Origin of the sequence: uncultured Xanthomonas sp. (genome assembly GCF_964278005.1) — a bacterium.
GTDB classification, from domain to species: Bacteria; Pseudomonadota; Gammaproteobacteria; order Xanthomonadales; family Xanthomonadaceae; genus Xanthomonas_A; species Xanthomonas_A sontii.
Genome location: NZ_CAXYKF010000015.1, coordinates 132461 through 154624, shown reverse-complemented (window position 1 = coordinate 154624; position 22164 = coordinate 132461). Strand labels below are relative to the sequence as shown.

19 protein-coding genes are annotated in these 22164 nt (G+C 70.3%); 8 read left to right on the top strand and 11 right to left on the bottom strand.

Features of this window, described 5'->3' with window-relative positions; translation table 11 throughout:
* Positions 1 to 6: 6 nt before the first annotated feature.
* Positions 7 to 1170 (bottom strand): efflux RND transporter periplasmic adaptor subunit, encoded by a 1164-nt coding sequence (locus ACHWVH_RS09155; protein ID WP_394687028.1) that lies wholly within the window; start codon positions 1168 to 1170, stop codon positions 7 to 9.
* 62 nt (positions 1171 to 1232) lie between these two features.
* On the opposite strand from ACHWVH_RS09155, the gene ACHWVH_RS09150 reads away from it, so the two are divergent.
* Positions 1233 to 1937, top strand: coding sequence for a TetR/AcrR family transcriptional regulator (locus ACHWVH_RS09150; protein WP_267111477.1), 705 nt, complete (start codon positions 1233 to 1235; stop codon positions 1935 to 1937).
* Between the two features lie 19 nt (positions 1938 to 1956).
* Here the strand turns inward: ACHWVH_RS09150 and ACHWVH_RS09145 are convergent, their stop codons facing one another.
* Positions 1957 to 3528 carry a YdiU family protein gene (locus ACHWVH_RS09145; RefSeq protein ID WP_394687027.1) on the bottom strand — a complete coding sequence of 524 codons (1572 nt, stop codon included), beginning with the start codon at positions 3526 to 3528 and terminating at the stop codon, positions 1957 to 1959.
* A 352-nt stretch (positions 3529 to 3880) separates the two neighbouring features.
* Here ACHWVH_RS09145 and ACHWVH_RS09140 point away from each other — a divergent pair, with 352 nt between their 5' ends.
* Positions 3881 to 4774, top strand: a complete 894-nt coding sequence (locus ACHWVH_RS09140; RefSeq protein WP_394687026.1) for an alpha/beta hydrolase — start codon at positions 3881 to 3883, stop codon at positions 4772 to 4774.
* Positions 4775 to 4795: 21 nt separating this feature from the next.
* Here the strand turns inward: ACHWVH_RS09140 and ACHWVH_RS09135 are convergent, their stop codons facing one another.
* Positions 4796 to 5488: a glutathione S-transferase family protein gene (locus tag ACHWVH_RS09135; RefSeq protein WP_017909326.1), complete on the bottom strand. Its 693-nt coding sequence runs from the start codon at positions 5486 to 5488 to the stop codon at positions 4796 to 4798.
* A gap of 203 nt (positions 5489 to 5691) precedes the next feature.
* The gene (locus ACHWVH_RS09130; RefSeq protein ID WP_017909327.1) at positions 5692 to 5901 is read right to left on the bottom strand and encodes a cold-shock protein; all 210 of its coding nucleotides are present in this window, start codon (positions 5899 to 5901) and stop codon (positions 5692 to 5694) included.
* A 491-nt stretch (positions 5902 to 6392) separates the two neighbouring features.
* Here ACHWVH_RS09130 and ACHWVH_RS09125 point away from each other — a divergent pair, with 491 nt between their 5' ends.
* From ACHWVH_RS09125 to ACHWVH_RS09115, 3 genes are all read left to right on the top strand, one after another.
* Positions 6393 to 6938 carry a YaeQ family protein gene (locus ACHWVH_RS09125; protein ID WP_267099228.1) on the top strand — a complete coding sequence of 182 codons (546 nt, stop codon included), beginning with the start codon at positions 6393 to 6395 and terminating at the stop codon, positions 6936 to 6938.
* A complete protein-coding gene (locus ACHWVH_RS09120; RefSeq protein WP_267117048.1) occupies positions 6935 to 8131 on the top strand; it encodes an NAD(P)/FAD-dependent oxidoreductase in 1197 nt (398 codons plus the stop codon). The genes ACHWVH_RS09125 and ACHWVH_RS09120 overlap by 4 nt, the downstream gene beginning before the upstream one ends.
* A 188-nt stretch (positions 8132 to 8319) precedes the next feature.
* On the top strand, positions 8320 to 10392 hold the full coding sequence (locus ACHWVH_RS09115; protein ID WP_394687025.1) for an EAL domain-containing protein: 2073 nt from the start codon (positions 8320 to 8322) through the stop codon (positions 10390 to 10392).
* A 102-nt stretch (positions 10393 to 10494) separates the two neighbouring features.
* On the opposite strand, the gene htpX is transcribed toward ACHWVH_RS09115, so the two are convergent.
* Positions 10495 to 11379, bottom strand: a complete 885-nt coding sequence (gene htpX / locus ACHWVH_RS09110) for a protease HtpX (protein ID WP_017909331.1) — start codon at positions 11377 to 11379, stop codon at positions 10495 to 10497.
* Between the two features lie 103 nt (positions 11380 to 11482).
* Here htpX and gluQRS point away from each other — a divergent pair, with 103 nt between their 5' ends.
* The 3 genes from gluQRS to phaR all read left to right on the top strand — a co-directional run bounded on the left by gluQRS (position 11483) and on the right by phaR (position 13938).
* Positions 11483 to 12409 (top strand): tRNA glutamyl-Q(34) synthetase GluQRS, encoded by a 927-nt coding sequence (gluQRS, locus tag ACHWVH_RS09105; RefSeq protein ID WP_394687024.1) that lies wholly within the window; start codon positions 11483 to 11485, stop codon positions 12407 to 12409.
* 62 nt (positions 12410 to 12471) lie between these two features.
* Positions 12472 to 13212: a beta-ketoacyl-ACP reductase gene (locus tag ACHWVH_RS09100; protein ID WP_017909333.1), complete on the top strand. Its 741-nt coding sequence runs from the start codon at positions 12472 to 12474 to the stop codon at positions 13210 to 13212.
* Between the two features lie 207 nt (positions 13213 to 13419).
* On the top strand, positions 13420 to 13938 hold the full coding sequence (gene phaR, locus ACHWVH_RS09095) for a polyhydroxyalkanoate synthesis repressor PhaR (RefSeq protein ID WP_017909334.1): 519 nt from the start codon (positions 13420 to 13422) through the stop codon (positions 13936 to 13938).
* A 642-nt stretch (positions 13939 to 14580) separates the two neighbouring features.
* Here phaR and ACHWVH_RS09090 read toward each other — a convergent pair.
* The 6 genes from ACHWVH_RS09090 to ACHWVH_RS09065 all read right to left on the bottom strand — a co-directional run bounded on the left by ACHWVH_RS09090 (position 14581) and on the right by ACHWVH_RS09065 (position 22149).
* On the bottom strand, positions 14581 to 15561 hold the full coding sequence (locus tag ACHWVH_RS09090) for a TraB/GumN family protein (protein ID WP_152244385.1): 981 nt from the start codon (positions 15559 to 15561) through the stop codon (positions 14581 to 14583).
* 13 nt (positions 15562 to 15574) lie between these two features.
* A complete protein-coding gene (locus tag ACHWVH_RS09085) occupies positions 15575 to 16504 on the bottom strand; it encodes a DUF1684 domain-containing protein (RefSeq protein ID WP_394687023.1) in 930 nt (309 codons plus the stop codon).
* A complete protein-coding gene (mutL, locus tag ACHWVH_RS09080) occupies positions 16504 to 18390 on the bottom strand; it encodes a DNA mismatch repair endonuclease MutL (protein ID WP_394687022.1) in 1887 nt (628 codons plus the stop codon). Before mutL ends, ACHWVH_RS09085 begins: the two co-directional genes overlap by 1 nt.
* Positions 18391 to 18521: 131 nt before the next feature.
* Entirely contained in the window at positions 18522 to 20102 is a 1581-nt protein-coding gene (locus ACHWVH_RS09075) for an N-acetylmuramoyl-L-alanine amidase (protein ID WP_394687021.1), read from the bottom strand.
* A gap of 80 nt (positions 20103 to 20182) precedes the next feature.
* Positions 20183 to 20665 carry a tRNA (adenosine(37)-N6)-threonylcarbamoyltransferase complex ATPase subunit type 1 TsaE gene (gene tsaE, locus ACHWVH_RS09070; RefSeq protein WP_394687020.1) on the bottom strand — a complete coding sequence of 161 codons (483 nt, stop codon included), beginning with the start codon at positions 20663 to 20665 and terminating at the stop codon, positions 20183 to 20185.
* Positions 20662 to 22149, bottom strand: coding sequence for an NAD(P)H-hydrate dehydratase (locus ACHWVH_RS09065; RefSeq protein WP_394687019.1), 1488 nt, complete (start codon positions 22147 to 22149; stop codon positions 20662 to 20664). Before ACHWVH_RS09065 ends, tsaE begins: the two co-directional genes overlap by 4 nt.
* Positions 22150 to 22164: the final 15 nt, after the last annotated feature.

Here is a 22164-nt window from a genome sequence, read left to right as displayed (position 1 = left end):
GCCGGCTCAGCCCTGGCTGGCGGCAGGCGCGGCCGTGGCGGCGGCGGTCTTCACCGTCACCTTGGCGCCGTCGCTGAGGCCTTGCCGGCCCGCCACCACCACCCGCTCGCCGGGCTTGAGGCCATCGCCGACCAGCCAGTGGTCGCCGACCGCGCGCAGCGTGGTGAACTCGCGCTGGCGCACCACGTCGTCGGCGCCCACCACCCAGGCCACCGCCTCGCCGCGCGGGGTGCGGTCCACCGCCGCCTGCGGCACCAGCAGGGCCTGCTGGCGCACGCCCTGCCCGACCAGCGCGCGCACATACATGCCCGGCAGCAGTTGCGCATCGGGATTGGGGAAGCGCGCGCGCAGAGTCACCGCACCGGTGGTCTCCTCCACGTCGAGGTCGGCGAACTCCAGCGTTCCCGGCAACGGATACGCGGTACCGTCGGACAGGGTCAGCCGCACCTGCGTGCTGGCCGGCTGCACACCGCCGGCGGCGATCGCCCGGCGCAGCGCCAGGAACTGATTGCCGGACTGGGTGATGTCCACGTTCATCGGATCCAGTTGCTGGATCTTGGCGATGGCATCGGTCTGATTGGCGGTGACCAGCGCGCCGGGGGTCACCCGCGCGCGGCCGATGCGCCCGCCGATCGGCGCCAGCACCGTGGCGAAGCGCAGCTGCGTGCGCGCGGTGTCCAGCGCCGCGCGTTGCGCGTCGCGGCTGGCCAGCGCCTGCTTGTAGGCGGCCTGCGCATCGTCCACGTCCTGCTGCGCGGCCAGCCGGGTCTTGCCCAGGGTGCGGTAGCGTTCGGCGCGAAGCGTGGCGGCGGCGAGCGTGGCCTCGGCGGTGGCCAGGTTGGCCTGCGCCTGGTTGGCGGCGGCCTGGTACAGGGTCGGCTCGATCTGGAACAACGGCTGCCCGGCCCGCACCGTGGCGCCCTCCTCGAACAGCCGCTGGCGCAGGATGCCGCTGACCTGCGGCCGCACCTCCGATTCTTCCGAGGCCACGGTACGCCCGGCCAGTTCCACGCTCAGCGGCACGCTCTGCGGCTGCAGGGTCACCACCTCCACCGTCTTCGCTGCCGGCGCCGGGGCCTTGCCTCCCCCCTTGCAGCCGGCGAACGCGAGCACGACGACGGACAGCAGCAACGGCAGCGCGCGGCGGCGCTGGACGAAAGGCGCGGGCATGCGCTTGATCCTGGGGACGGCGGGGAGGATCATTTAATTTACTCAAAGACAAAAAAACAATCATGAAGGGAAGCACAACCCTTCGCCGCCAGGATGCGCAAACTGCGACGGCGACGTCCGAGCCGGCGACAACGGGCGTCCCCGCGCGCCCGCGTGGACGGCCGGCACTGGCGCGGCCACGCCTGCTGGCGGCGGCACGCACCCTGCTGCTGGAACACGGGCTGGACGTGTCGCTGGAACAGATCGCCAGCCAGGCCGGGCTCACCCGGCAGAGCCTGTACAACCATTTTTCCAGCAAGGCCGAGCTGCTGATGCAGGTGTTCGAGGCCCTGGGCGAGGAGCTGCAGACCCGGCTGGAGAACATCGGCAGCGCCACCGCGCAGGACCTGCCCGCGACCCTGCGGCAGATCGCGCTGACCGTGCCGGCGCACCTGTACGCGCCCGACGCCTTGCGCCTGCATCGCCTGCTGGTGCAGGCCAGCGCGCAGATGCCGGACCTGCTGCAGTCGCTGCACCAGCGCCGCGCCGGCCGCCTGCGCGAGCGCCTGAGCGCCTTGCTGCAGACCCTGCACGCGCGCGGCGACGTGCAGGTCGCACGCCCCACCCTCGCCGCCACCGCGTTCATCGGCGCCACCTTCGGCTATGCCTATCCCGGCGCGATGCTCAACGGACAGGCGCCGGACGCGGCCGCGCAGCAGGCGCTGGCGGAGGAAGTGGTGGCGACCTTCCTGGCCGCCTGGCGCTATCGCGGCGCGACCGCGCCCTGAGCGCACGCGCCGGCCCCGCTCAGGAACTGCACGACAGCATCGAACAACCAGCCCGGCTGCGCGCCCAGTCCGGACGCTTCACGGCGAAGGCCTCGCGCCCGGGCTGCTCGTCGTAGGGACGCCGCATCACCTCCAGCAGCTCGTCGATGCCGCCGGTGTCGCCCTGCTCGGCGCGGTCGATCGCCTGCTGCGCCAGGTAGTTGCGCAGCACGTAGCGCGGGTTGGCCGCGCGCATCCGCTCCGCACGCACGGCGGCGGGCAGCGGATCCTGCTGCAGGCGCTGCGCATAGCGGGACAGCCAGGCCTCGAACGCCGGCGCCTGCGCCGCCAGCTTGGCGGGGTCGTAGAACGCGTCGGCCAGTGCCGCCAGGGCCTGCGCCGGCGTCCACGGCGTCAACGGCAGCGCGCTCAAGCCGCGGAACCACAGGGTCATGTCGACCTCGCCCTGCTGCAGCAGATCCAGCAGGTCGCGCATCAGCGCCACATCGGCGTCGCCGCAGGTCGCCAGGCCAAGCTTGGCCGCGATGTTGTCGCGCTCGGCCTGCGCATACTCCGCACGGAACCGCTCCAGGCCGTCGTGCAGTGGCGCGACGTCGTCGAACAGCGGCGCCAGCGCCTGCGCGAGCCGGCCGAGGTTCCAGTACGCGACCTGCGGCTGCGTACCGAAGCGGTAGCGGCGCCCCTGCGCATCGGTGGTGTTGGGCGTCCAGTCCGGGTCGTAGTCGTCGACCCAGCCGTAGGGGCCGTAGTCGATGGTCAGGCCCAGGATCGACATGTTGTCGGTGTTCATCACCCCGTGCACGAAGCCGACCCGCATCCAGTGCGCCACCATGCGTGCGGTGCGCGCACAGATCTCGGCGAACCAGGCCGCATCGCGTGCGCCACCGGTGCCGGACAGCGCCGGGAAATCGCGTGCGATCACCAGATCGGCCAGGCGCCGTAGCAAGGCGGTGTCGCTGCGCGCGGCCGGCAGCTCGAAACTGCCGAAGCGCACGAACGACGGCGCCACCCGGCACACCACCGCGCCCGGTTCGGCGCGCGGGTGGCCGTCGTAGAACATGTCGCGCACCACCGTCTCGCCGGTGCCGACCAGGCTCAGCGCACGTGTGGTCGGCACGCCCAGGTGATGCATGGCCTCGCTGCACAGGAACTCGCGGATCGACGAGCGCAGCACGGCGCGGCCGTCGGCACCGCGCGAATACGGCGTGGGCCCGGCGCCCTTGAGCTGCAGCTCCCAGCGCCGCCCGTCCACGCCCAGCGCCTCGCCCAGCGAGATCGCGCGGCCGTCGCCGAGTTGTCCGGCCCAATGCCCGAACTGATGCCCGCCATAGTTCGCCGCATAGGGCTGCATGCCCGGATAGCGCGCATTGCCGGCGAACACCGCGGCGAACTCCGGCGCCCGCACCTCCTGCTCGGACAGCCCGAGCAAGGCGGCCACCTCCGGCGAATACGCCAGCAGCCGCGGCGCCGCGACCGGCGTCGGCTCGACCGGCGACCACAGCGCGCCCAGCACCTCGCGGCGCCGCGGACCGGTTTCCGGGTCGCCAGGCAGTTCGGCGACGAAACGATTGTCGAAACGCAAGGAAGGCATGGGCAAGAGCGTAGAAGTCGCAGGCTTCATTGGAAAGTCCGCGAGGTGAGCATAGGGTGCACACCCAGTGCCACGCGCGAAGCGCATGCAGTGCTTCAACTGCACCAGGCGCTGCTCCTACCCTCATCCGCCCCTTCGGGGCACCTTCTCCCGGAGTGAGAAGGGGGGGCAAGCCCCTCTCCCCACGGGAGAGGGGTTGGGGTGAGGGTCGGTCGGCCGCCAAGGCACAGCGCACGCGCAGGAAGCCACGCTTCCACCAATCCCCACTGCCTAATCCTCACTCCCCGCCCCACCTCCACTCGCCGCCGACATGGGCATCCGGCATGCTCCGCGCTCCTCTCAGGGATCGCCCATGTCCGACCGACCGTCTTCGCCCCGCTGGCCCCGCAACGCCCTGATCGCCCTGTCCTCGCTGCTGGTCTCGGCCTGCAGCAGCCTGTTCTTCGGCGGCCTCAACGCCAGTTCCTCGCGGCATGGCCTCCACGAGCAACGCGGGATCGTCTACGACGCGGCGCATGGCCTGGCACTGGACGTGTATCGCCCCGCCGGGGTGGAGCACGCGCCGGTGGTGGTGTTCTTCCACGGCGGTACCTGGAAGACCGGCGACCGCCAGAACTACCGCTGGGCCGGCGAAGCGCTGGCGCGGCACGGCGTGGTCGCGATCGTGCCGGACTACCGCAAGTATCCGCAGGTGACCCTGGACGGCTTCATGCGCGATGCCGCCACGGCGGTGGCCTGGAGCCAGCGCCATGCCGCCGACTACGGCGGCGATCCGCAACGGCTGGTGCTGATGGGCCACTCCGCCGGCGCGCACATCGCCGCGCTGCTGGCCACCGACGCTCATTGGCTTCAGGCGCAGGGCCTGTCGCCGCGGCAATTGTGCGGCCTGGTCGGGCTGGCCGGCCCCTACGACTTCCTGCCGCTGACCGACCCGGACCTGATCGGCATGTTCGGCCAGGACCCGGCGCAACAGCGGCGCTCGCAGCCGGTGAACTTCGTCGACGGCGACGAGCCGCCGGCGCTGCTGCTGCACGGCGACGCCGACACCGTGGTGGAGCCGCACAACAGCCAGTCGCTGCAGGCCGCGCTGGAGCGCGCCGGGGTACCGGCCGAACTGAAGACCTATCCCGGCGTCGGCCACATGCGCCTGGTGCTGGCGCTGCGCAAGGACGACCCGGCGCTGCCGGTCATGGCCGACAGCATCGCCTTCGTGCGTGCCTGCCCGGCACGTCCCGCCGCCCGCTGACCCGGACGATGCGGACGGAACTCAGCCGTCCGCGCTGCCGAGCAGTTCGAATGGACCACCCTGCTGCAGCGCGCGCTGATAGGCGGGGCGCTGCTCGATCCGCTGCACGAACCCGGCCAGGTTCGGATGCGTCTGCAGGCCGATGCGCGCCGCGGCGGCCTGCACCGGGAAGCTCATCTGCACGTCCGCGGCGGTGAAGCGGTCGCCGGCGAACCAGCCGGTCTCGGCCAGTTCGCGCTCCATCCAGTCCAGGTGCAGGCGCACCTGCGGACCGACGAAACCATGCATCGCCTTGTCGACGATGGCCTTGGCGATCGGCCGCGCGAAGAACGGCATCTTCGCCGAGCGGATCCGCCCGAACACCAGGCTCATCAGCAGCGGCGGCATCGCCGACCCCTCGGCGTAGTGCATCCAGTAGCGGTAGCGCAGGCGCTCGGGCGAATCCAGCGGCTGCGGCGCCGGCGATAGCGTGCTGCCGGTGTCGTAGCGGTCCACCAGATAGTCGAGGATGGCCCCGGACTCGGCGAGGACGTGACCGTCGTCCACCAGCACCGGCGACTTGCCCAGCGGATGGATCGCGCGCAACTCCGGCGGCGCCAGCATGGTCTTGGGATCGCGCTGGTACTTGATCACCTGGTACGGCAGCGCCAGTTCCTCCAGCAACCACAGCACGCGCTGCGACCGGGACTGGTTGAGGTGATGCACGGTGATCATGGCGACGGCTCCGGAGCTCGGGGGCCGCCATGGTAGCCGGATGCAGGTGTGAACCCGCGCATGCAGGGCATGGTCGCTGCATCTGGCGCCATGGCGACGGCGCCGCGATCAGCGGGAACCCGCTGTCCGAAAAAGAAACGCCCAAACAAAAACGCCGGAAGCTTGCGCTCCCGGCGTTCGGCACCTTGCGGTGGCAGACGTCCTTAGACGGCCTGCACCTGGTCAGCCTGCATACCCTTCTGGCCCTGCACGGCGACGAAGGTCACCTTCTGGCCTTCCTGCAGCGACTTGAAGCCGGTGCCCTGGATCGCGCGGAAATGCACGAACAGGTCCGGGCCGCTTTCCGGGGTGATGAAGCCGAAGCCCTTGGCATCGTTGAACCACTTCACGGTACCGTTCTGACGCTCAGACATTTGCTAACTCCTGAAACATTGAATTGAAGAAATCGCAGCCATCGGAAATCGAGGCCGAGACTGAGTTGCAGGCGTTAGTAAAGCGAGCGGAACGATGAAGTGGATCGTGAGATCTACTGCACCAAGCCACGATTCACGGTGACTCTAGCAAACACAGTGGGGCCACCATACGCGGGTCGTGATCAAAAAGCGACATGTTTGTGTAGACAAACCGGGATCCACCACAAGGAAGCTGAACCCCACCCTAAAGTTAACGCCGGCGCTGCCGATCCGCCTGCCGATCCGCGGAAACTGCGCAAATCCGCCCTGGACCGGACAACGGCGACTGAGCCTGCGACCACGCCGGAGGTGGCTGTGGCTCCCCCTCCCCCCACCCCGGCCCCGGGTCGGACACGCGCCCCCCCGGCCTCGATTCTCCCGCTTCCCCACAAGTCCCCGGCCAGCGGCGGCCCCACACCGTATCCTAGTGCGCCCTCGATCCCGGTAGCCGCATGGCCCTCACCGCCACCCTCCGCAAGGCGGAGCTGCAGATTTCCGACATGGACCGCGGCTACTACGCCGCCCATTCCCTGACCCTGGCGCAACACCCGTCCGAAACCGATCAGCGGCTGATGGCGCGCCTGCTGACCTTCGCCCTGTACGCCGAGGAGCGCCTGCTGTTCGGCAAGGGCCTGAGCAGCGACGACGAACCCGACCTGTGGCGGATGGACTACACCGGCGCGATCGAGCAATGGATCGAGGTCGGCCAGCCCGACGAGTCGCGGGTACGCAAGGCCTGCGGCCGGGCGCGCTCGGTGGTGGTGGCCAACTACGGCGGCCGCGTCGCGGACATCTGGTGGGACAAGAACGCGTCCGCGCTGATCAAGCTCAAGCCGGTACAGGTGATCGACCTGCCGGCCGACGCCGTCGCTGCGGCGGCCGAGCTGATCCAGCGCAGCATGCGCTTCGACGTGGTGATCCAGGACGGCGAGGTGCAGTGGCTGGGCGACAGCGGCAGCTTCGCCTTCACCCCCACGGTGCGCAAAGCCGCGGCATGAGCGCCGGGACCGCCCCCCTCCGCACCGATGTCGTGGTACTCGGCGCCGGCGCCGCCGGGCTGATGTGCGCGATCGCCGCCGGCCAGCGCGGGCGCCGGGTGCGGGTGATCGACCATGCCAACAAGGTCGGCAAGAAGATCCTGATGTCCGGCGGCGGCCGCTGCAACTTCACCAATACCGGCACCGGGCCGGGCAACTTCCTGTCCGCCAATCCGCACTTCTGCAAATCGGCGCTGGCCCGCTACCGCCCGGCCGATTTCATCGATCTGGTCGAACGCCACCACATCGCCTACCACGAGAAGGAACTGGGGCAGTTGTTCTGCGACGTGTCCTCCAAGCAGATCGTGCGCATGCTGGTGGACGAGTGCGCCGCGGCGGGGGTGACGGTGCGCACCGACTGCAGCGTGCGCGCGGTGGAACGCGGCAGCGAGGGGTTCCGCCTGGACACCGACGATGGCCCGGTGCATGCGGCCTCGCTGGTGGTAGCGACCGGCGGCCTGTCCATCCCCAGCCTCGGCGCCAGCGGCTTCGGCTACGACCTGGCGCGGCAGTTCGGCCACGCCGTGCTCCCGACCCGCGCCGGGCTGGTGCCGCTGACCCTGAGCGGCAAGCACCAGGAACGCCTGCACGACCTGTCCGGCCTGGCGCTGCCGGTGGAGGCCAGTTGCAACGGTGCGCGCTTCCGCAACTTCATGCTGATCACCCACCGCGGCGTCAGCGGCCCGGCGATCCTGCAGATCTCCTCGTACTGGCAACCGGGCGACGACCTGCGCCTGGACCTGTTGCCGGGGCAGGACGCGGCGACCTGGCTGCGCGAACAGAAACGCCTGCGCGGCGCCGCCGAGTTGCGCACGGTACTCGGCGAGGCACTGCCGCGCCGCTTCGCACAACGCCTGTGCGAGGTGTGGCTGCCGGACAAGCCGGTGCGCCAGCTGGACGAGCCACAGCTGCGCGCCGCCGCCGAGCTGCTCGGCGCCTGGCCGCTGGTGGCCAGCGGCACCGAGGGCTACCGCACCGCCGAAGTCACCCTGGGCGGCGTGGACACCGACCAGGTGTCGTCCTCGACCATGGAATCGCGACGCGTACCCGGCCTGTACTTCGTCGGCGAAGTGCTCGACGTCACCGGCTGGCTGGGCGGCTACAACTTCCAGTGGGCCTGGGCCTCGGGCCATGCGGCTGGTTTGGCGGCCTAGCGGCCGGGAATGGGGAATCGGGAATGGGGAATCGAAACACCGCTCGTTGCGAGCGCGTCCCGGTCCGCCCGCGAACGTTCAGACACAATAGCCCGCTCTTGCGACTCCCCATTCCCGATTCCCCATTCCCGAACAACATGGACGCGACAGCGGGCATCGTGTATTAAACCCCGTCCCCGGGAGGCTTCATGCACACAGGCAAAGACATCACCCTCCGCCTGATGATCGTCGACGACAGCGGCGAAGACGCCGAGGCGATCGTCAGCAGCCTGCGCAACAGCGGCATCGCGGTGCGCCCGTCGCGGCCGCAGCACGCCGAGGAGTTGTCGGCGATGCTGGCCGCGCAGCCGATCGACCTGGTGCTCAGCGCACAGGCCCAGTCGATCCCCCTGCCGCAGGTGCTGCAACGGGTCGCCGCCAGCGGCAAGGACATCCCGGTCATCGTGCTGGCCGAGCGCATCGACGAACAGGAATGGCTGGAGGCCGTGGCGGGCGGCGCGCGCGCGATCGCGCTGCGGCAGCGGCCCGAGCACTTGCTGGCGGTGGTCCGCACCACCTGGGCCGACCTGCAGGCGCGGCGCGGCCTGCGCCGGATCGAGGCGCAGATGCGCGAGACCGAGCGCCGCTGCGACGCACTGATCGCCTCCTCGCGCGATCCGATCGCCTACATCCACGAGGGCATGCACATCCGCGCCAACGACGCCTACCTGGAGATGTTCGGGTTCGAGTCGTTCGACGACGTCGAAGGCGTGTCGCTGCTGGACATGGTCGCCCCGCAACACGTGGAAGGTTTCAAGCAGGTGCTGAAGTCGCTGAGCAAGGGCGAGCCGCCGCCGGCGCAGTACCAGGTGGACGCGCGTACCCTGGAAGGCGACAGCTTTCCGGCGACGATGGAATTCGCCACCGCCAGCTACGAGGGCGAGGCCTGCGTGCAGGTGGTGTTCCGCCGCCGCGAGGAGTTCGACCCGGAACTGGCGCGCGAGGTCGAGGACCTGCGCCAGCGCGACCAGGTCACCGGTCTGCTCAACCGCCCGACCTTCATGCTGGCGCTGGAAACCGCGGTGGCCCAGGTCGGCCGCGGAGAGGGCCAGTACGGCTTCCTGCTGGTCGAACCGGATCATTACGCGCGGCTGCTGGCCGACATCGGCCTGGACTCGGCCGACGCGCTGGTCGCCGCATTGGCCCAGCACCTGGCCGCGGCCATCGACGGCGACGTACAGGCGGCGCGCTTCGGCGAGCACAACTTCGCCCTGCTGCTGGAAGGCGACTACGCGCGCACCGCGGCGCTGGCCGAGCGCCTGCTGCAGGCCTACGCCAGCCAGGTGTTCAGCGTCGGCGAGCGCTCGGCCACGGTCACCGTCAGCATCGGCGGCGTGCAGATCGGCGAGAAGATCGCCAGCGTCGGCCAGGTCCTGGCCCGCGCCAGCGAGAACGTGCAGGCGACCGTGGAACTGGGCGGCAACGCCTGCAAGATCTTCGACCCGGGCGCGGCCGATCGCCTCGAAGAGGAGCGCGTACAGCGCTGGGTCCAGCACCTGCGCGAGGCCCTGGCCGGCGACGGCTTCCTGCTGCACTACCAGCCGGTGCTGAACCTGCAGGGCGACCAGCACGAGCTGTACGAGGCCTACCTGCGCCTGGAGCGCAACGACGAACTGATCGGCCCGTCGACCTTCCTCGGCATCGCCGCCGAGCATGGCCTGACCGCCGAGATCGACCGCTGGGTGGTCTCTCGTGCGATCGCCGTGATCGGCGAGCGCCAGCGCGCCGGCCACGCCACCAGCCTGTTGGTCAAGGTCAGCCCGGAGGCCTTCGCCGACACGCAGATGGTCGACCTGATCCGGCGCGAACTGGCGACGCACGGCGTGCCCGGCGACCGCCTGTGGCTGCAGACGCCGGAAGCCAAGGTGTTCACGCATCTGCGCAACGCCCAGCAATTCCTGGCCGACGCCACCGCCCTGGACTGCAAGGTCGGGCTGGAACAGTTCGGCTCCGGCCTGGATTCGTTCCAGCTGCTGGCGCACTTCCAGCCCTCGTTCCTGAAGCTGGACCGCGGCTTCACCCAGGACCTGACCCAGACCCGCGAACACCAGGACAAGATCCGCGAGATCACCGCGCGCGCGCAGTCGGCGAGCATCCGCACCATCGCCGAGTTCGTGTCCGACGCGACCTCGATGAGCCTGCTGTTCAGCGCTGGCGTCGACTACGTGCAGGGCGAATTCGTCGGCCTGGCAGCGCCGGGGATGACGTTCGATTTTGCCTGAGGGGCCGCGATTCGGGATTGGGGATTGGGGATTGGGGATTCGCAAAAGCAACGGCCGGCGGAGCCTGCGCTCCGCCGGCCGGCGTGTCGATCTAGCGAACTATCAGCTCACCGTCGCGTTGACGTGCGAGGCGCGCAGGGTGGCGATGCGCTCGGACAGCGGCGGGTGGCTCATGAACAGCTTGCGCAGGCCCTGGCCCAGGCCACCGGCGATGCCGAAGGCCTGCACCTGCGACGGCAAGGTGCTCTGGCCATGGTTGAGTTCCAGCCGCTGCAGCGCCGCGATCATCTTGGCGCGGCCGGCCAGGCTGGCGCCGCCGGCGTCGGCGCGGAACTCGCGGTAGCGCGAGAACCACATCGCGATCATCGTCGCGAACAGGCCGAACACCAGCTCCAGCACCATCACGATCGCGTAGTAGGCCAGGCCGCGGCGGCCATCGCGGTTGCCGGACAGGTAGCTGTCGACCACGCCACCGACCACGCGCGCCAGCACGATCACGAAGGTGTTGAGCACGCCCTGCAGCAATGCCATGGTCACCATGTCGCCGTTGGCGATGTGGCTGATTTCATGGCCCAGCACCGCCTCGGCCTCGTCCTCGGTCATGTTCTGCAGCAGGCCGGTGGAAACGGCGACCAGCGCATTGTTGCGGTTGGCGCCGGTGGCGAAGGCATTGATCTCCGGGCCGTCGTACACGGCGACCTCGGGCATGCCGATGCCGGCGGCCTGCGCCTGGCGCTGCACGGTCTGCAGCAACCAGCGCTCGGTGTGGTTGCGCGGCTCGGTGATCACCTGCGCACCGGTGGCGCGCTTGGCCATGAACTTGGACAGCAGCAGCGACACCAGCGAGCCGCCGAAGCCGAAGATCGCGGCCATCACCAGCAGGCCGCCCATCTGGTTGGGGTTGACCCCGAACACGGACATGACAATGCCGGCCAGCACCAGCACCGCCAGGTTGGTGATGAGGAACAGGACGATACGATTGAACATGTGAGCGTGGGCTCCGCACAGATTAAATGGAAGGATTGGCTCGAATCTGCGGTGTCGGCCGCTTGAATTCAAGCGCGTACCTGACCGAGGATTCAGCTTGTCCATGTCCCCGCCTCCCTACCGCGGCCGCTTCGCGCCCTCGCCCACCGGCCCGCTGCACCTGGGTTCGCTGCTCGCCGCCTTCGGCAGTTGGTTGCTCGCCCGCCACGCCTGCGGCCAGTGGTTGCTGCGCATCGAGGACGTGGACCGCCCGCGCAGCGTGCCCGACGCCGCCGAACGGCAACTGGCGAGCCTGCGCGCCTGCGGCCTGGAGGCCGACGGACCGGTGCTGCGGCAGAGCGAGCGCGATCCGATCTACCGCGACGCCCTGCAGCGGCTGCTGCAGGCCGGCCTCGCCTTCCCCTGCAGTTGCAGCCGCAGCGCCCTGGCGGCGCAGGGGGGCGTGCACCACGCTTGCGTCACCGACGCGCCACGCGCACAGCCGGCCATCCGTCTGCGCGTGCCGCCCGGTACGGCCAGCGTGGTGGCCTTCGACGACGCGGTGCGCGGCCGGCTGGCCCAGGACGTCCATGCCGAGGTCGGCGATGTGGTGTTGCTGCGCGCCGACGGCTGCTGGGCGTACCAACTGGCCGTGGTGGTCGACGATGCCGCGCAAGGCATCACCGACGTGGTGCGCGGCGCCGACCTGCTGGACTCCACGCCGCGGCAGATCCTGCTGCAGCGTGCGCTGGGCCTGCCCACGCCGCGCTACCTGCACCTGCCGCTGCTGCTCGACGCCGATGGCCGCAAGCTGTCCAAGTCGCACGCGGCGCTGCCGCTGGACGATGCCGACCCGCTGCCGGCGCTGCGCCTGGTCTGGGCGACGCTGGGCCAGCCGCCGGCAGCGTTGGCCGGCGCCGGGTCGGTGCCGGCGCTGCTGGCCGCCGCGCTGCGCGCCTTCGACCCGGCGCGGTTGCCGGCGCAGGACCGACGCGTGGATGATGCGGCGCCAGTCGCACCGGCTATCCCCAGCGACATCAAGGCTGACTAGAATCGGACCCTGGGCCGCGCCGCGGCCGTCCTTTCCCACTATTTCTATCCGGAGCGACATCCATGACATCACGCGTTGCGCTGGTCACCGGCGGCACCGGCGGCATCGGCACCGCAATCTGCGAGCGGCTGGCCGCGCAGGGCCACCGCGTGGCCAGCAACTACCGCGACCAGGCCAAGGCCCTGGCCTGGCAGCAGCGCATGCGCGAGCGTGGCCACGACGTCGCCATCGTGCCCGGCGACGTCGCCTCGCCCGAGCACGCGCAGACCCTGGTGCGTGAGGTCGAACGCCAACTCGGTCCGGTCGAGATCCTGGTCAACAACGCCGGCATCACCCGCGACACCACCTTCCACAAGATGACCGCCGAGCAATGGCACGAAGTCATCAACACCAACCTCAACTCGGTGTTCAACGTCACCCGCCCGGTGATCGAGGGCATGCGCCAGAAGCGTTGGGGGCGTGTCATCCAGATCAGTTCGATCAACGGTCTCAAGGGCCAGTACGGCCAGGCCAACTACGCTGCGGCCAAGGCCGGCATGCACGGCTTCACCATTTCCCTGGCACGCGAGAACGCCAGCTACGGCATCACCGTCAACACGGTCTCGCCGGGCTATGTCGCCACCGACATGGTGATGGCGGTGCCGGAGGAAGTGCGCGCCAAGATCGCCGCCGACATCCCCACCGGGCGTCTCGGCAAGCCGGAGGAGATCGCCTACGCCGTGGCGTTCCTGGTCGCCGAAGAGGCCGCGTGGATCACCGGCTCGAACCTGGACATCAACGGCGGCCACCACATGGGGTGGTGAGCGGCTGAATCGCTCAGGCGGCGGCTTTCGCGCGAGGTAACGCTATCCCGCATTGGCCGCCACGGCGGCCTGTGGACTTTTGCTGCGCTGCGAATGCTGCGCAGCATGATTTTTTTGCTGCACCCGCGTGTTCAGGTACTTTCGGCGGTTGCAAGCCCTGCTGCGCTGCGCCATGCTGCGCGCCTACCGTCACAGAGCGATCGCTTCATGGCTGAGATTCGCATCATCAAGAAGTATCCCAATCGCCGCCTCTACGACACCGAGATCTCCAGTTACATCACCATCGAAGACGTCCGCCAGCTGATCATCGACGGCGAGGAATTCGAAGTCCGCGACGCCAAGACCGGCGAAGACCTCAGCCGCGCAGTGCTGCTGCAGATCATCGCCGACCAGGAACAGGACGGCGAACCGATGCTGTCCACGCAGTTGCTCAGCCAGATCATCCGCTTCTACGGCGACTCGCTGCAGGGCTTCATGGGCAACTACCTGGAGCGCAGCATGCAGGTGTTCCTCGACCAGCAGCAGCAGTTCCGCCAGCAGATGGGCAATCTGCTGGGGCAGACCCCGTGGACCATGATGAACCAGCTCACCGAGCGCAACCTGGAGCTGTGGCAGGAATTCCAGCGCAACCTCGGCGCCGGCTTCGGTCGCCCAGCCGCTGGCGCGGGCACCGGCAAGCCTGGCGAACCGCCGGCGGGCGCCGCACCGAAGTCGCGTCCGCGCTGAGGATTGCGATCTGGTGAGGTTCGGCGGGGCGCTTCGCGCCCCTACCCCCACCCCACCCCCTCTCCCGGCGGGAGAGGGGCTCCAGCTTCTCCCTTCTCCCATTGGGACCACGGCCCCCTTTTGGGGGGGAAGGTGCCCCGAAGGGGCGGATGAGGGTACGGGCGAAGCCTCGCGGATTTGATTCGACGGAGCGCTTCGCGCCTTACCCTCACCCCAACCCTCTCCCGGCGGGAGAGGGGCTCCAGCTTCTCCCTTCTCCCATTGGGACCACGGCCCCCTTTTGGGGGGAAGGTGCCCCGAAGGGGCGGATGAGGTACGGGCGAAGCATCGCGGATTTGATTCGACGGAGCGCTTCGCGCCCTTACCCTCACCCCAACCCCTCTCCCGGTGGGAGAGGGGCTCCAGCTTCTCCCTTCTCCCATTGGGGGAAGGTGCCCCGAAGGGGCGGATGAGGGTACGGGCGAAGCCTCACGGATTTGATTCGACGGAGCGCTTCGCGCCCCTACCCTCACCCCAACCCCTCTCCCGGCGGGAGAGGGGCTCCAGCTTCTCCCTTCTCCCATCGGGACCACGGCCCCCTTTTGGGGGGAAGGTGCCCCGAAGGGGCGGATGAGGGTACGGGCGAAGCCTCGCAGGCGTGTGTCAGCGCGACTTCGCCGGCTTGCAGTTCCCGCAGATCCGCTCGACCTTGTAGCCGCGCGCGCGCAGGCCGTCGACCACGCCGTCCGGCCCGAGCAGGTGCAGCGCACCCACCACCACCAGAGTGTCGCCGCCGCCGTCCTTCAGGCGCTGCTCCAGGCGCGGCAGCCAGGCCTGGTTGCGCTCCACGTCGATGCGCTGGTACAGCCGCGGGTAGTCGCGCTTCATCTGCGCGCCGATCTCCTGCCACAGCTGGCGCTCGTCGCCGCGGCGCCAGGCGTCGTGCAGGCGCAGGGTCTGCGCGGCGCCCTGCTCGGCGTCGTCCAGCGCCTCGGTCAGCATCTGCTTCTGCTCCACCGGGTCCATGCCGTCGAGCAGGTCGATCTGCGCCTGCGCGGTCTCCAGGCCCTCGGCACTCTTGCCGTCCTGCAAGGCCAGTGTCATGAAATGACGATCCAGCCCGGCATCGGCCTCCAGGCCCTGCGCCTTCATGTCGGCGATGCTGATGCTGAGGCCGACGAACCACGGCTCGAAGCCGCTCATCTGCGCCAGCGGCAGGCCGTGGCCGGCGGCATAGCGGCGCAGCCGCTCCCAGGTCGCCGGGTCCAGATCGTCCTGCAGCCGCTTGCCGTCGTGGCGTTGCGCCGCCTGCAGCATCTGCGCACCCAGTTGCGGCGCGTCCACGTCCTTCGGCGCCAGTTCGAACAGCAGCCGCGGCGACGCTGCGTAGGCCGCATCGACTTCGCGCGCCAGCGGATAGTCATCGGCCTTGAGCATGTGGAACGAGCCCAGCAGGTATAGCGTGCCGCGCGGGCCGCTGACCTTCCACAACAGCGGCGTGGGCGGCACCACCGTGGGCGCTGCGGCGGCGGGCGCGACAGGCGTCGCGGCCACCGGCGGCGGCGTGCGGGCCAGTGCCGGCAGCACCAGGCACAGCGACAGGCCCAGCAGCAGGCGGCGCAACAGGCGCGGGAACGGGGTCATCGGCATCCTCGGGTCAATGGGCGGCGGCGTAGGCCTTCTCGCCGGCATCCACCGCCAGGTCGAGGCGGTTCTCCGGCGGCGGCAACGGACAGGTGGCGAAGGGGGTGAACGCGCACGGCGGGTCGTAGGCGCGGTTGAAATCCAGCACCACGCTGCCGTCGGCCGCGGGCGGGTCCACGTCCAGGAAGCGCCCGGCGGGGTAGCTGCCGCGACCGCTGGTGCGGTCGGCGAACACCACGAACAGCGGCTGGCCGGGTTCGCCGATCGCCTGCAGGCGGTAGCGCTTGCCGCCGCGCTCGAACTCCAGCGCGCCGGGATTCGGCGATGGCGTGGTGACGCCGATGATGTCGACGATGGGCAGGGTCGTGCCCGGCGGATTGGGCACGAAACGCCCGCGCACGCGCCAGGATTCGGTCAGCGGCCAGTACGGCACGCCTGCGAAACCGAGCCGGGTCGGCGCATCGGCGTGCTTGACCCGCAGCGCATAACGGCCGCCACGTTCGATCAGGCTGAGCTTGCCCTTGCCGTCGTCGAAGTCGATCACCGTCGGCAGCGGATCGTGGTCACTGTACACGCGGATCCGCCCCTGCACCGGCGCGCCGGCGACGCTGAGGGCGGCGCCGCGCTCGGGGGTCAGGTACACCTCGCGCTGCGCCTGCGACACCAGCGCCATCCGCGCCGGCCCCACCGCCAGGCGGATGCCGCTGTCCGGGCCGCTGCCGATGTAGTGCTCCTTCAATTCCAGCCAGTGCAGGCCGACCAGGCTGGTCCAGCCGTCCGGCGCCTGCAGTTCGCGCTGGCGCTGCGCGCGCCAGGCCTGTTCGTCGGCCACGAAGCGCGCGTCCATCGCCTTCGGCGCGGCCGGTGCCGGCGCCTGCTTGCCGCAGCCACTCAAGGCGACGAGCGCCGCCAGCAGCGCCGCCGTCCACATCCGCTTGTCCATCACCGCCCCCGCAGGAACCAACGATCGATCTCGCCCAGGGTGAACCGCGCCCAGGTCGGACGCCCATGATTGCATTGTCCGGAGCGCTCGGTGGCTTCCATGTCGCGCAGCAGTGCGTTCATTTCCGGAATGGTGAGGCGGCGGTTGGCGCGCACCGCGCCGTGGCAGGCCATGGTCGACAGCAGCGCATCGCGCGCGCCGGCGACACGACCGCTGTGGCCGTGTTCGCGCAGGTCGGTGAGCACGTCGCGCAGCAAGGCCTCCGGCTCGGCCTGCGCCAGCAGCGCGGGAATGCTGCGCACGTGCAGCGATTGCGGTCCGCTGCGGGTGATCTCGAACCCGAGCGCGGCCAGCGTCTCCGCCTCGCGCTCGGCAGTGTCGGCATCGCGTTCGCCGACTGCCAGGGTGATCGGCACCAGCAGCGGCTGCGCATGCAGGCCGATGCCGTCGTGCGCGGTCTTCAGGCGCTCGTAGCCGATGCGTTCGTGCGCGGCGTGCATGTCGACCACGATCAGGCCGTCGGCGTTCTCGGCCAGGATGTAGATGCCGTGCAATTGCGCGATGGCGTAGCCGAGCGGCGGCACGCCGCTGTCGGCGGCAGTCGGCGGCAGGCCGCCGGCCGGGTCCTGGGTCTGCCGCGGCAGGCCTGCGGCGCTTCCCGCATCGGCGGTGGGCGCGTACAGCGCCGCGTACGCTGCAGGCGCCTCTTCCACGCGCAAGCCCAACGGCGATTGCGCCGGGCGCCACTGCGCGCCGTAACCGTAGCCCTGCCCGCCACCACCACCACCACCACCACCGCCACTGTTCGGCGCGCCTGTGCCCGCCCAGGCCGCAGTACCCGCGGCTGGCGGCGGCAGCGCGGCGTCGGCGCCGATCGCGCCGGGCAGGCTGCCGGCACGGGTCTGCGCCAGCGCATCCTGCAGCGTGCGGTAGACGAAATCATGGATCAGCCGCGCATCGCGGAAACGCACCTCGTGCTTGGCCGGATGCACGTTGACGTCCACCCGCGCCGGTTCCAGTTCCAGGAACAGCACATAAGCCGGCTGGCGGCCATGGAACAGCACATCGCCGTAGGCCATCTTCACCGCATGAGCGACACTGCGATCGCGCACCGAGCGGCCGTTGACGTAGAGGTATTGCTGGTCGGCGCTGGCGCGCGAGTAATGCGGCTGCGCGATCCAGCCATGCAGGCGCAGGCCGGCACCGCTGTGGTCCACGCGCAGCGCCTGCTTTGCGAAGTCTTCGCCCAAGGTCTCGCCCAGGCGCGCGTCCGAGTACAGATCGCCCGGCTTGTAGCGCCGCGACGGCTTGCCGTTGTGCGAGACGCGCAGCTCCACGTCCGGGCGCGCCAGCGCCAGCGAACGCAGCCACTCCTCGATGTGGCCCAGTTCGGTGCGCTCGGCACGCAGGAATTTGCGCCGCGCCGGCACGTTGTAGAACAGCTCGCGGACCTCGACCAGGGTGCCCGGCGGCAATGCGCGCGGCTGCACCTCGCCGACCTTGCCGCCGTCGACCTGCAGGGCAGCGCCGTGTTCGTCTCCGGATCGGCGCGAGGCCAGGGTGAAGCGGCTGACCGAGGCGATCGACGGCAACGCTTCGCCACGGAATCCGAGCGTGCCCACCGATTCCAGGTCGTCCAGCGAGGCGATCTTGCTGGTCGCGTGCCGCGAGATGGCCAGTGGCAGTTCCTCGGGCGCGATACCGCCACCGTCGTCGCGGATGCGGATCAGGCGCACGCCGCCTTCTTCCAGATCGATGTCGACGCGGTGCGCGCCGGCGTCCAGCGCGTTCTCCACCAGTTCCTTGACCACCGAAGCCGGCCGCTCGACCACTTCGCCGGCGGCGATCTGGTTGATCAGGATCTCGGGCAGCTGCCGGATGCTCATGCCGTCTTCGCTCCATGCATGCGCAGGCGCGCACAGGAATTGGCGGGAGGGAAACGACAGCAGGCAAAGAACATCGGCACGGCTCGCGGCGCGGACGCCGTCATCGAGGATCAGCCGTTAATGATAGCGCCTCAGCGGCTGCCGCCGGCCACCGTGCTGGCCGCTTCCGCCTCGGCCTGCGCGCGCGCGGCGAACAGCGTGCCCGGCGGCGGCTGCCGGGTGAAGAAGGTGCTGACGCCGTCGAGCACGGCACCGGCGATGCGGCGCTGGTAGGCCGGATCGGTCAGCCGGCGTTCTTCGTCCGGGTTGGAGATGAAGGCGGTCTCGACCAGCATCGCCGGCATGTCCGAGGTGCGCAGCACCGCGAAGTTCGCGCGCTCGATCTCGGGCTTGTGGTTGTTGCCGATCCGCTTCAGCCCGCCCAGCACATGCCCAGCCGCATCTTCGGAGGCCTTCATGTGGCCGCTCTGGGCCAGGTCCAGCAAGACGTTGGCCAGGGTGCTGTCGGTCTTCTGCAGGCGCACGCCACCGATCAGATCGGCGGCGTTTTCCTTGTCCGCCAGCCAGCGTGCGCGCTGCGAGGACGCGCCCTTGGTCGACAGCACGTACACCGAGGAGCCGGTCGCGCTGCGGTTCTCGGCTGCGTCGGCGTGGATCGAGATGAAGATGTCGGCCTTGGCCGCACGCGCCTTCTGCGCGCGCATCGGCAGAGGAATGAACACGTCGGTGGTGCGGGTCATGTAGGCCTTCATGCCCGGCGTGGCGTTGATCTGGCGCGCCAGTTCGCGGCCGATCGCCAGGGTCACGTCCTTCTCGTGCTTGCCGGTCGGACCGCTGGCGCCGGGATCCTGGCCGCCATGGCCGGGATCGATGGCCACGATCAGCGGACGCATGCCGGGCGCCATCTTCACCCGCGAGGCCGCGCTCGGCATCACCGGCCGTGCTTCGGCGGCAGCAGCCACCGCCGCATCGTCGTCCGCGTCGTCACGCTCGGACGGCGCGTTCGCCGGCGGCGCGACTGTCGCAGGCGCAGGCGTCGGCACAACGCCGGGCACAGGACGGCCGGCCGCCGCGGCAGCAACGCTCGGCGCAGAGGCAACGACGGTCGGGGCTGGCGCGGGCGCGGCAGGCGGCGGCGCCGGAGCCGGCGCAGGCTGGCTGGCACGCTGCACCACCGACGAGGTCAGTGCCGCGGTCGCGCGTGCGGCTTCGGCGCGCGCATCCACTACCGGCTCGGGCGCTGCGACAGGCGCGGCCTGCGGCAGCGGGGCCACGGTTGCCGGCGCGTCGGCGGCGACCGCCTTGCCCGCCGGGGCCTCGCCCGGCCACTCGATCACCAGCACCGAACTGCCGCCGATGGTCTGCATCTGCGGCTTGAACGCCACCACCGAACTGCTCAGGTCGAACACGATGCGCAAGGTGCCCGGCACCGGATGGCCGGTGCGCACTGCGCTGACCACGCCGCCGCCGGCCGGCAGCTTCAGGCCCTTGGCAGCGGAGGAATCGGGAAGATCGACGACCAGGCGATTGGGATTGGCCAGCGACAGCGTGCTGAAGCCACCGCTGCCCTGCAGACGGATCTCGGCGCGGGTGCCGGTGGCGCCGTTGTCGAGCGAGACCGACTGCACCTGCCCGGCAAACGCCGTCTGCGCCGCCAGGCACCAGCCTGCGGCAGCGGCGAAACTGGCGAAAAAACGGGTCCCCGGGCGCATAACGCGATTCAAACATCGCCGGGAGTCAAAGGCAAGCGGTTTTCCCTTAATAATCCATAACCTGCCTTCACTTTCTAGCGTCAGCCGGCAAAAAGTCCCTGCAAGTCGGCCTGCTGGGCCAGCTGCGCCAGCCAGGCGGTCCCCACATCGGTACGTGCCTGCAGGGCGACACGGCGCCCGTCGCCGTGCACGGCCAGGCGCACGTCCAGATCGGCGGGCGCCAGCACGTCGCCGCCGCACTCGGGCCATTCCACCAGCCACAGCGTGGCCCCGCCCTCGTCCAGCCCGAGGAAATCCAGCTCGCCCGCCGCGCCGATGCGGTACAGATCCAGGTGCCAGGCCTCGCCATCGGCAAGCGGGTAGCGCTCCACCAGGGTGTAGGTGGGGCTGCGGATCGCGCCCTGCACCCCGAGCGCGCGCAGCAGCGCCCGTGCCAGGGTCGATTTGCCGGCACCCAGATCCCCGTGCAGATGCACCGCGGCCTGCGTCGGGCGGGTCGCGGCCAGCGCGCGACCGAGCCGTTCGGTGGCCTCGCTGTCGGGCAGGAACAAGCTGAGGCTCATGATTCGGATTCCGGATTGGACAGGCGCCGCAGCGCCGGCAACAGATCGGTCGGCAGCAACCCGCGCTGGCCCGCGGCAGCCGCGCGATCGCCGGCGCCGGCATGCAGCAGTGCGCCGACGCTGGCCGCCTCGAACGCCGACAGGCCCTGCGCGCGCAGCGCCGCGACCACCCCGGTCAACAGATCGCCCATGCCGCCGACCGCCATGCCCGGATTGCCGGCGGCGATCACCCGCGGCGTCTGCCCCGGCGCGGCGACCAGGCTGCCGGCCCCCTTCAGCACAATCGTCGCCTGGTAGCGTTCGACCAAGGCCGCAGCGGCCGCGAAGCGATCGCGCTGCACCTCGGCGGTGGCGATGCCGAGCAGGCGCCCGGCCTCGCCGGGATGCGGGGTCAGTACCGCCTGCGGGACGGGCCGCGGCGCCTGCGCAAGCAGGTTCAATGCATCGGCGTCCAGGATCAGCGCGCGGTCCGAATCGGCCAGGACCGTCTGCCACAGCGCCTGCGCCCAATCGTCCTGGCCCAGCCCGGGCCCGAGCGCGACCACGCTGGCCTTGCGCAGCAACGGCGCCAGCGCCGCCGCCTCGTCGACCGCATGCGCCATCGCCTCCGGGCAACGCGCCAGCAGCGGCGCCACGTGCGCGCCACGGGTGGCGACGCTGACCAGGCCGGCGCCGCTGCGCAGGGCCGATTCGGCACTGAGCATCACCGCTCCGCCGCTGCCGAGATTGCCGCCGACGCACAGCACATGCCCGGAGTCGCCCTTGTGGCTGTCCTGCCGGCGCGGCGCCAGATGGCGGCGCAAGGCGCCGACGGTCCAGGCCTGTGCGCGCGGCGCGCAGTCGGCGAATGCGGCGGGCGGCACCTCCAGCGTCGCCAGCGCGCGCTCGCCGACATGGTTCAAGGCCGCACCGGTATGCAAGCCGGCGTGCGCGACGATGAACTGCAAGGTCAGCGTCGCCGGCAGGACTGCGCCGGGCACGCTTCCGGTTTCGGCGTCCACGCCGCTGGGCGCATCCAGCGCCAGTACCGGCGCGCCAAGTCCGCCCAGCGCGCCGAGCAGCGCCGCCAGTTCGGCGTCCGGCGCGCGATTGAGGCCGATGCCGAGCAACGCATCGACCACCACGTCGGCCGGCGCCAGTGCCGCGTCGAACTCCTCGATGCGACCGCCGACGCCGATGTAGTCGGTGCAGGCGCGCTGCGCCAGCGGCGATTGCGGGCCGCGCCCGGACAACTGCAGCACACGCACCTGGCGCCCGGCGCGATGCGCCAGCCGCGCCAGCACGTAGCCATCGCCACCGTTGTTGCCGCTGCCACAAGCCACCAGGATGCGCTGCGCCTGCGGCCAGCACTGCAACAGCGTCTGCCACGCGGCCTGGCCGGCGCGCTGCATCAGCGTGTAGCCGTCGCCGCCCAGCAGCGCGGTGGCCTGCGCATCGATGCGGCGCGCATCCGCGGTGGCATAGAGATCGAAGCAGTCGTGCATGCCCGGGATTCTATA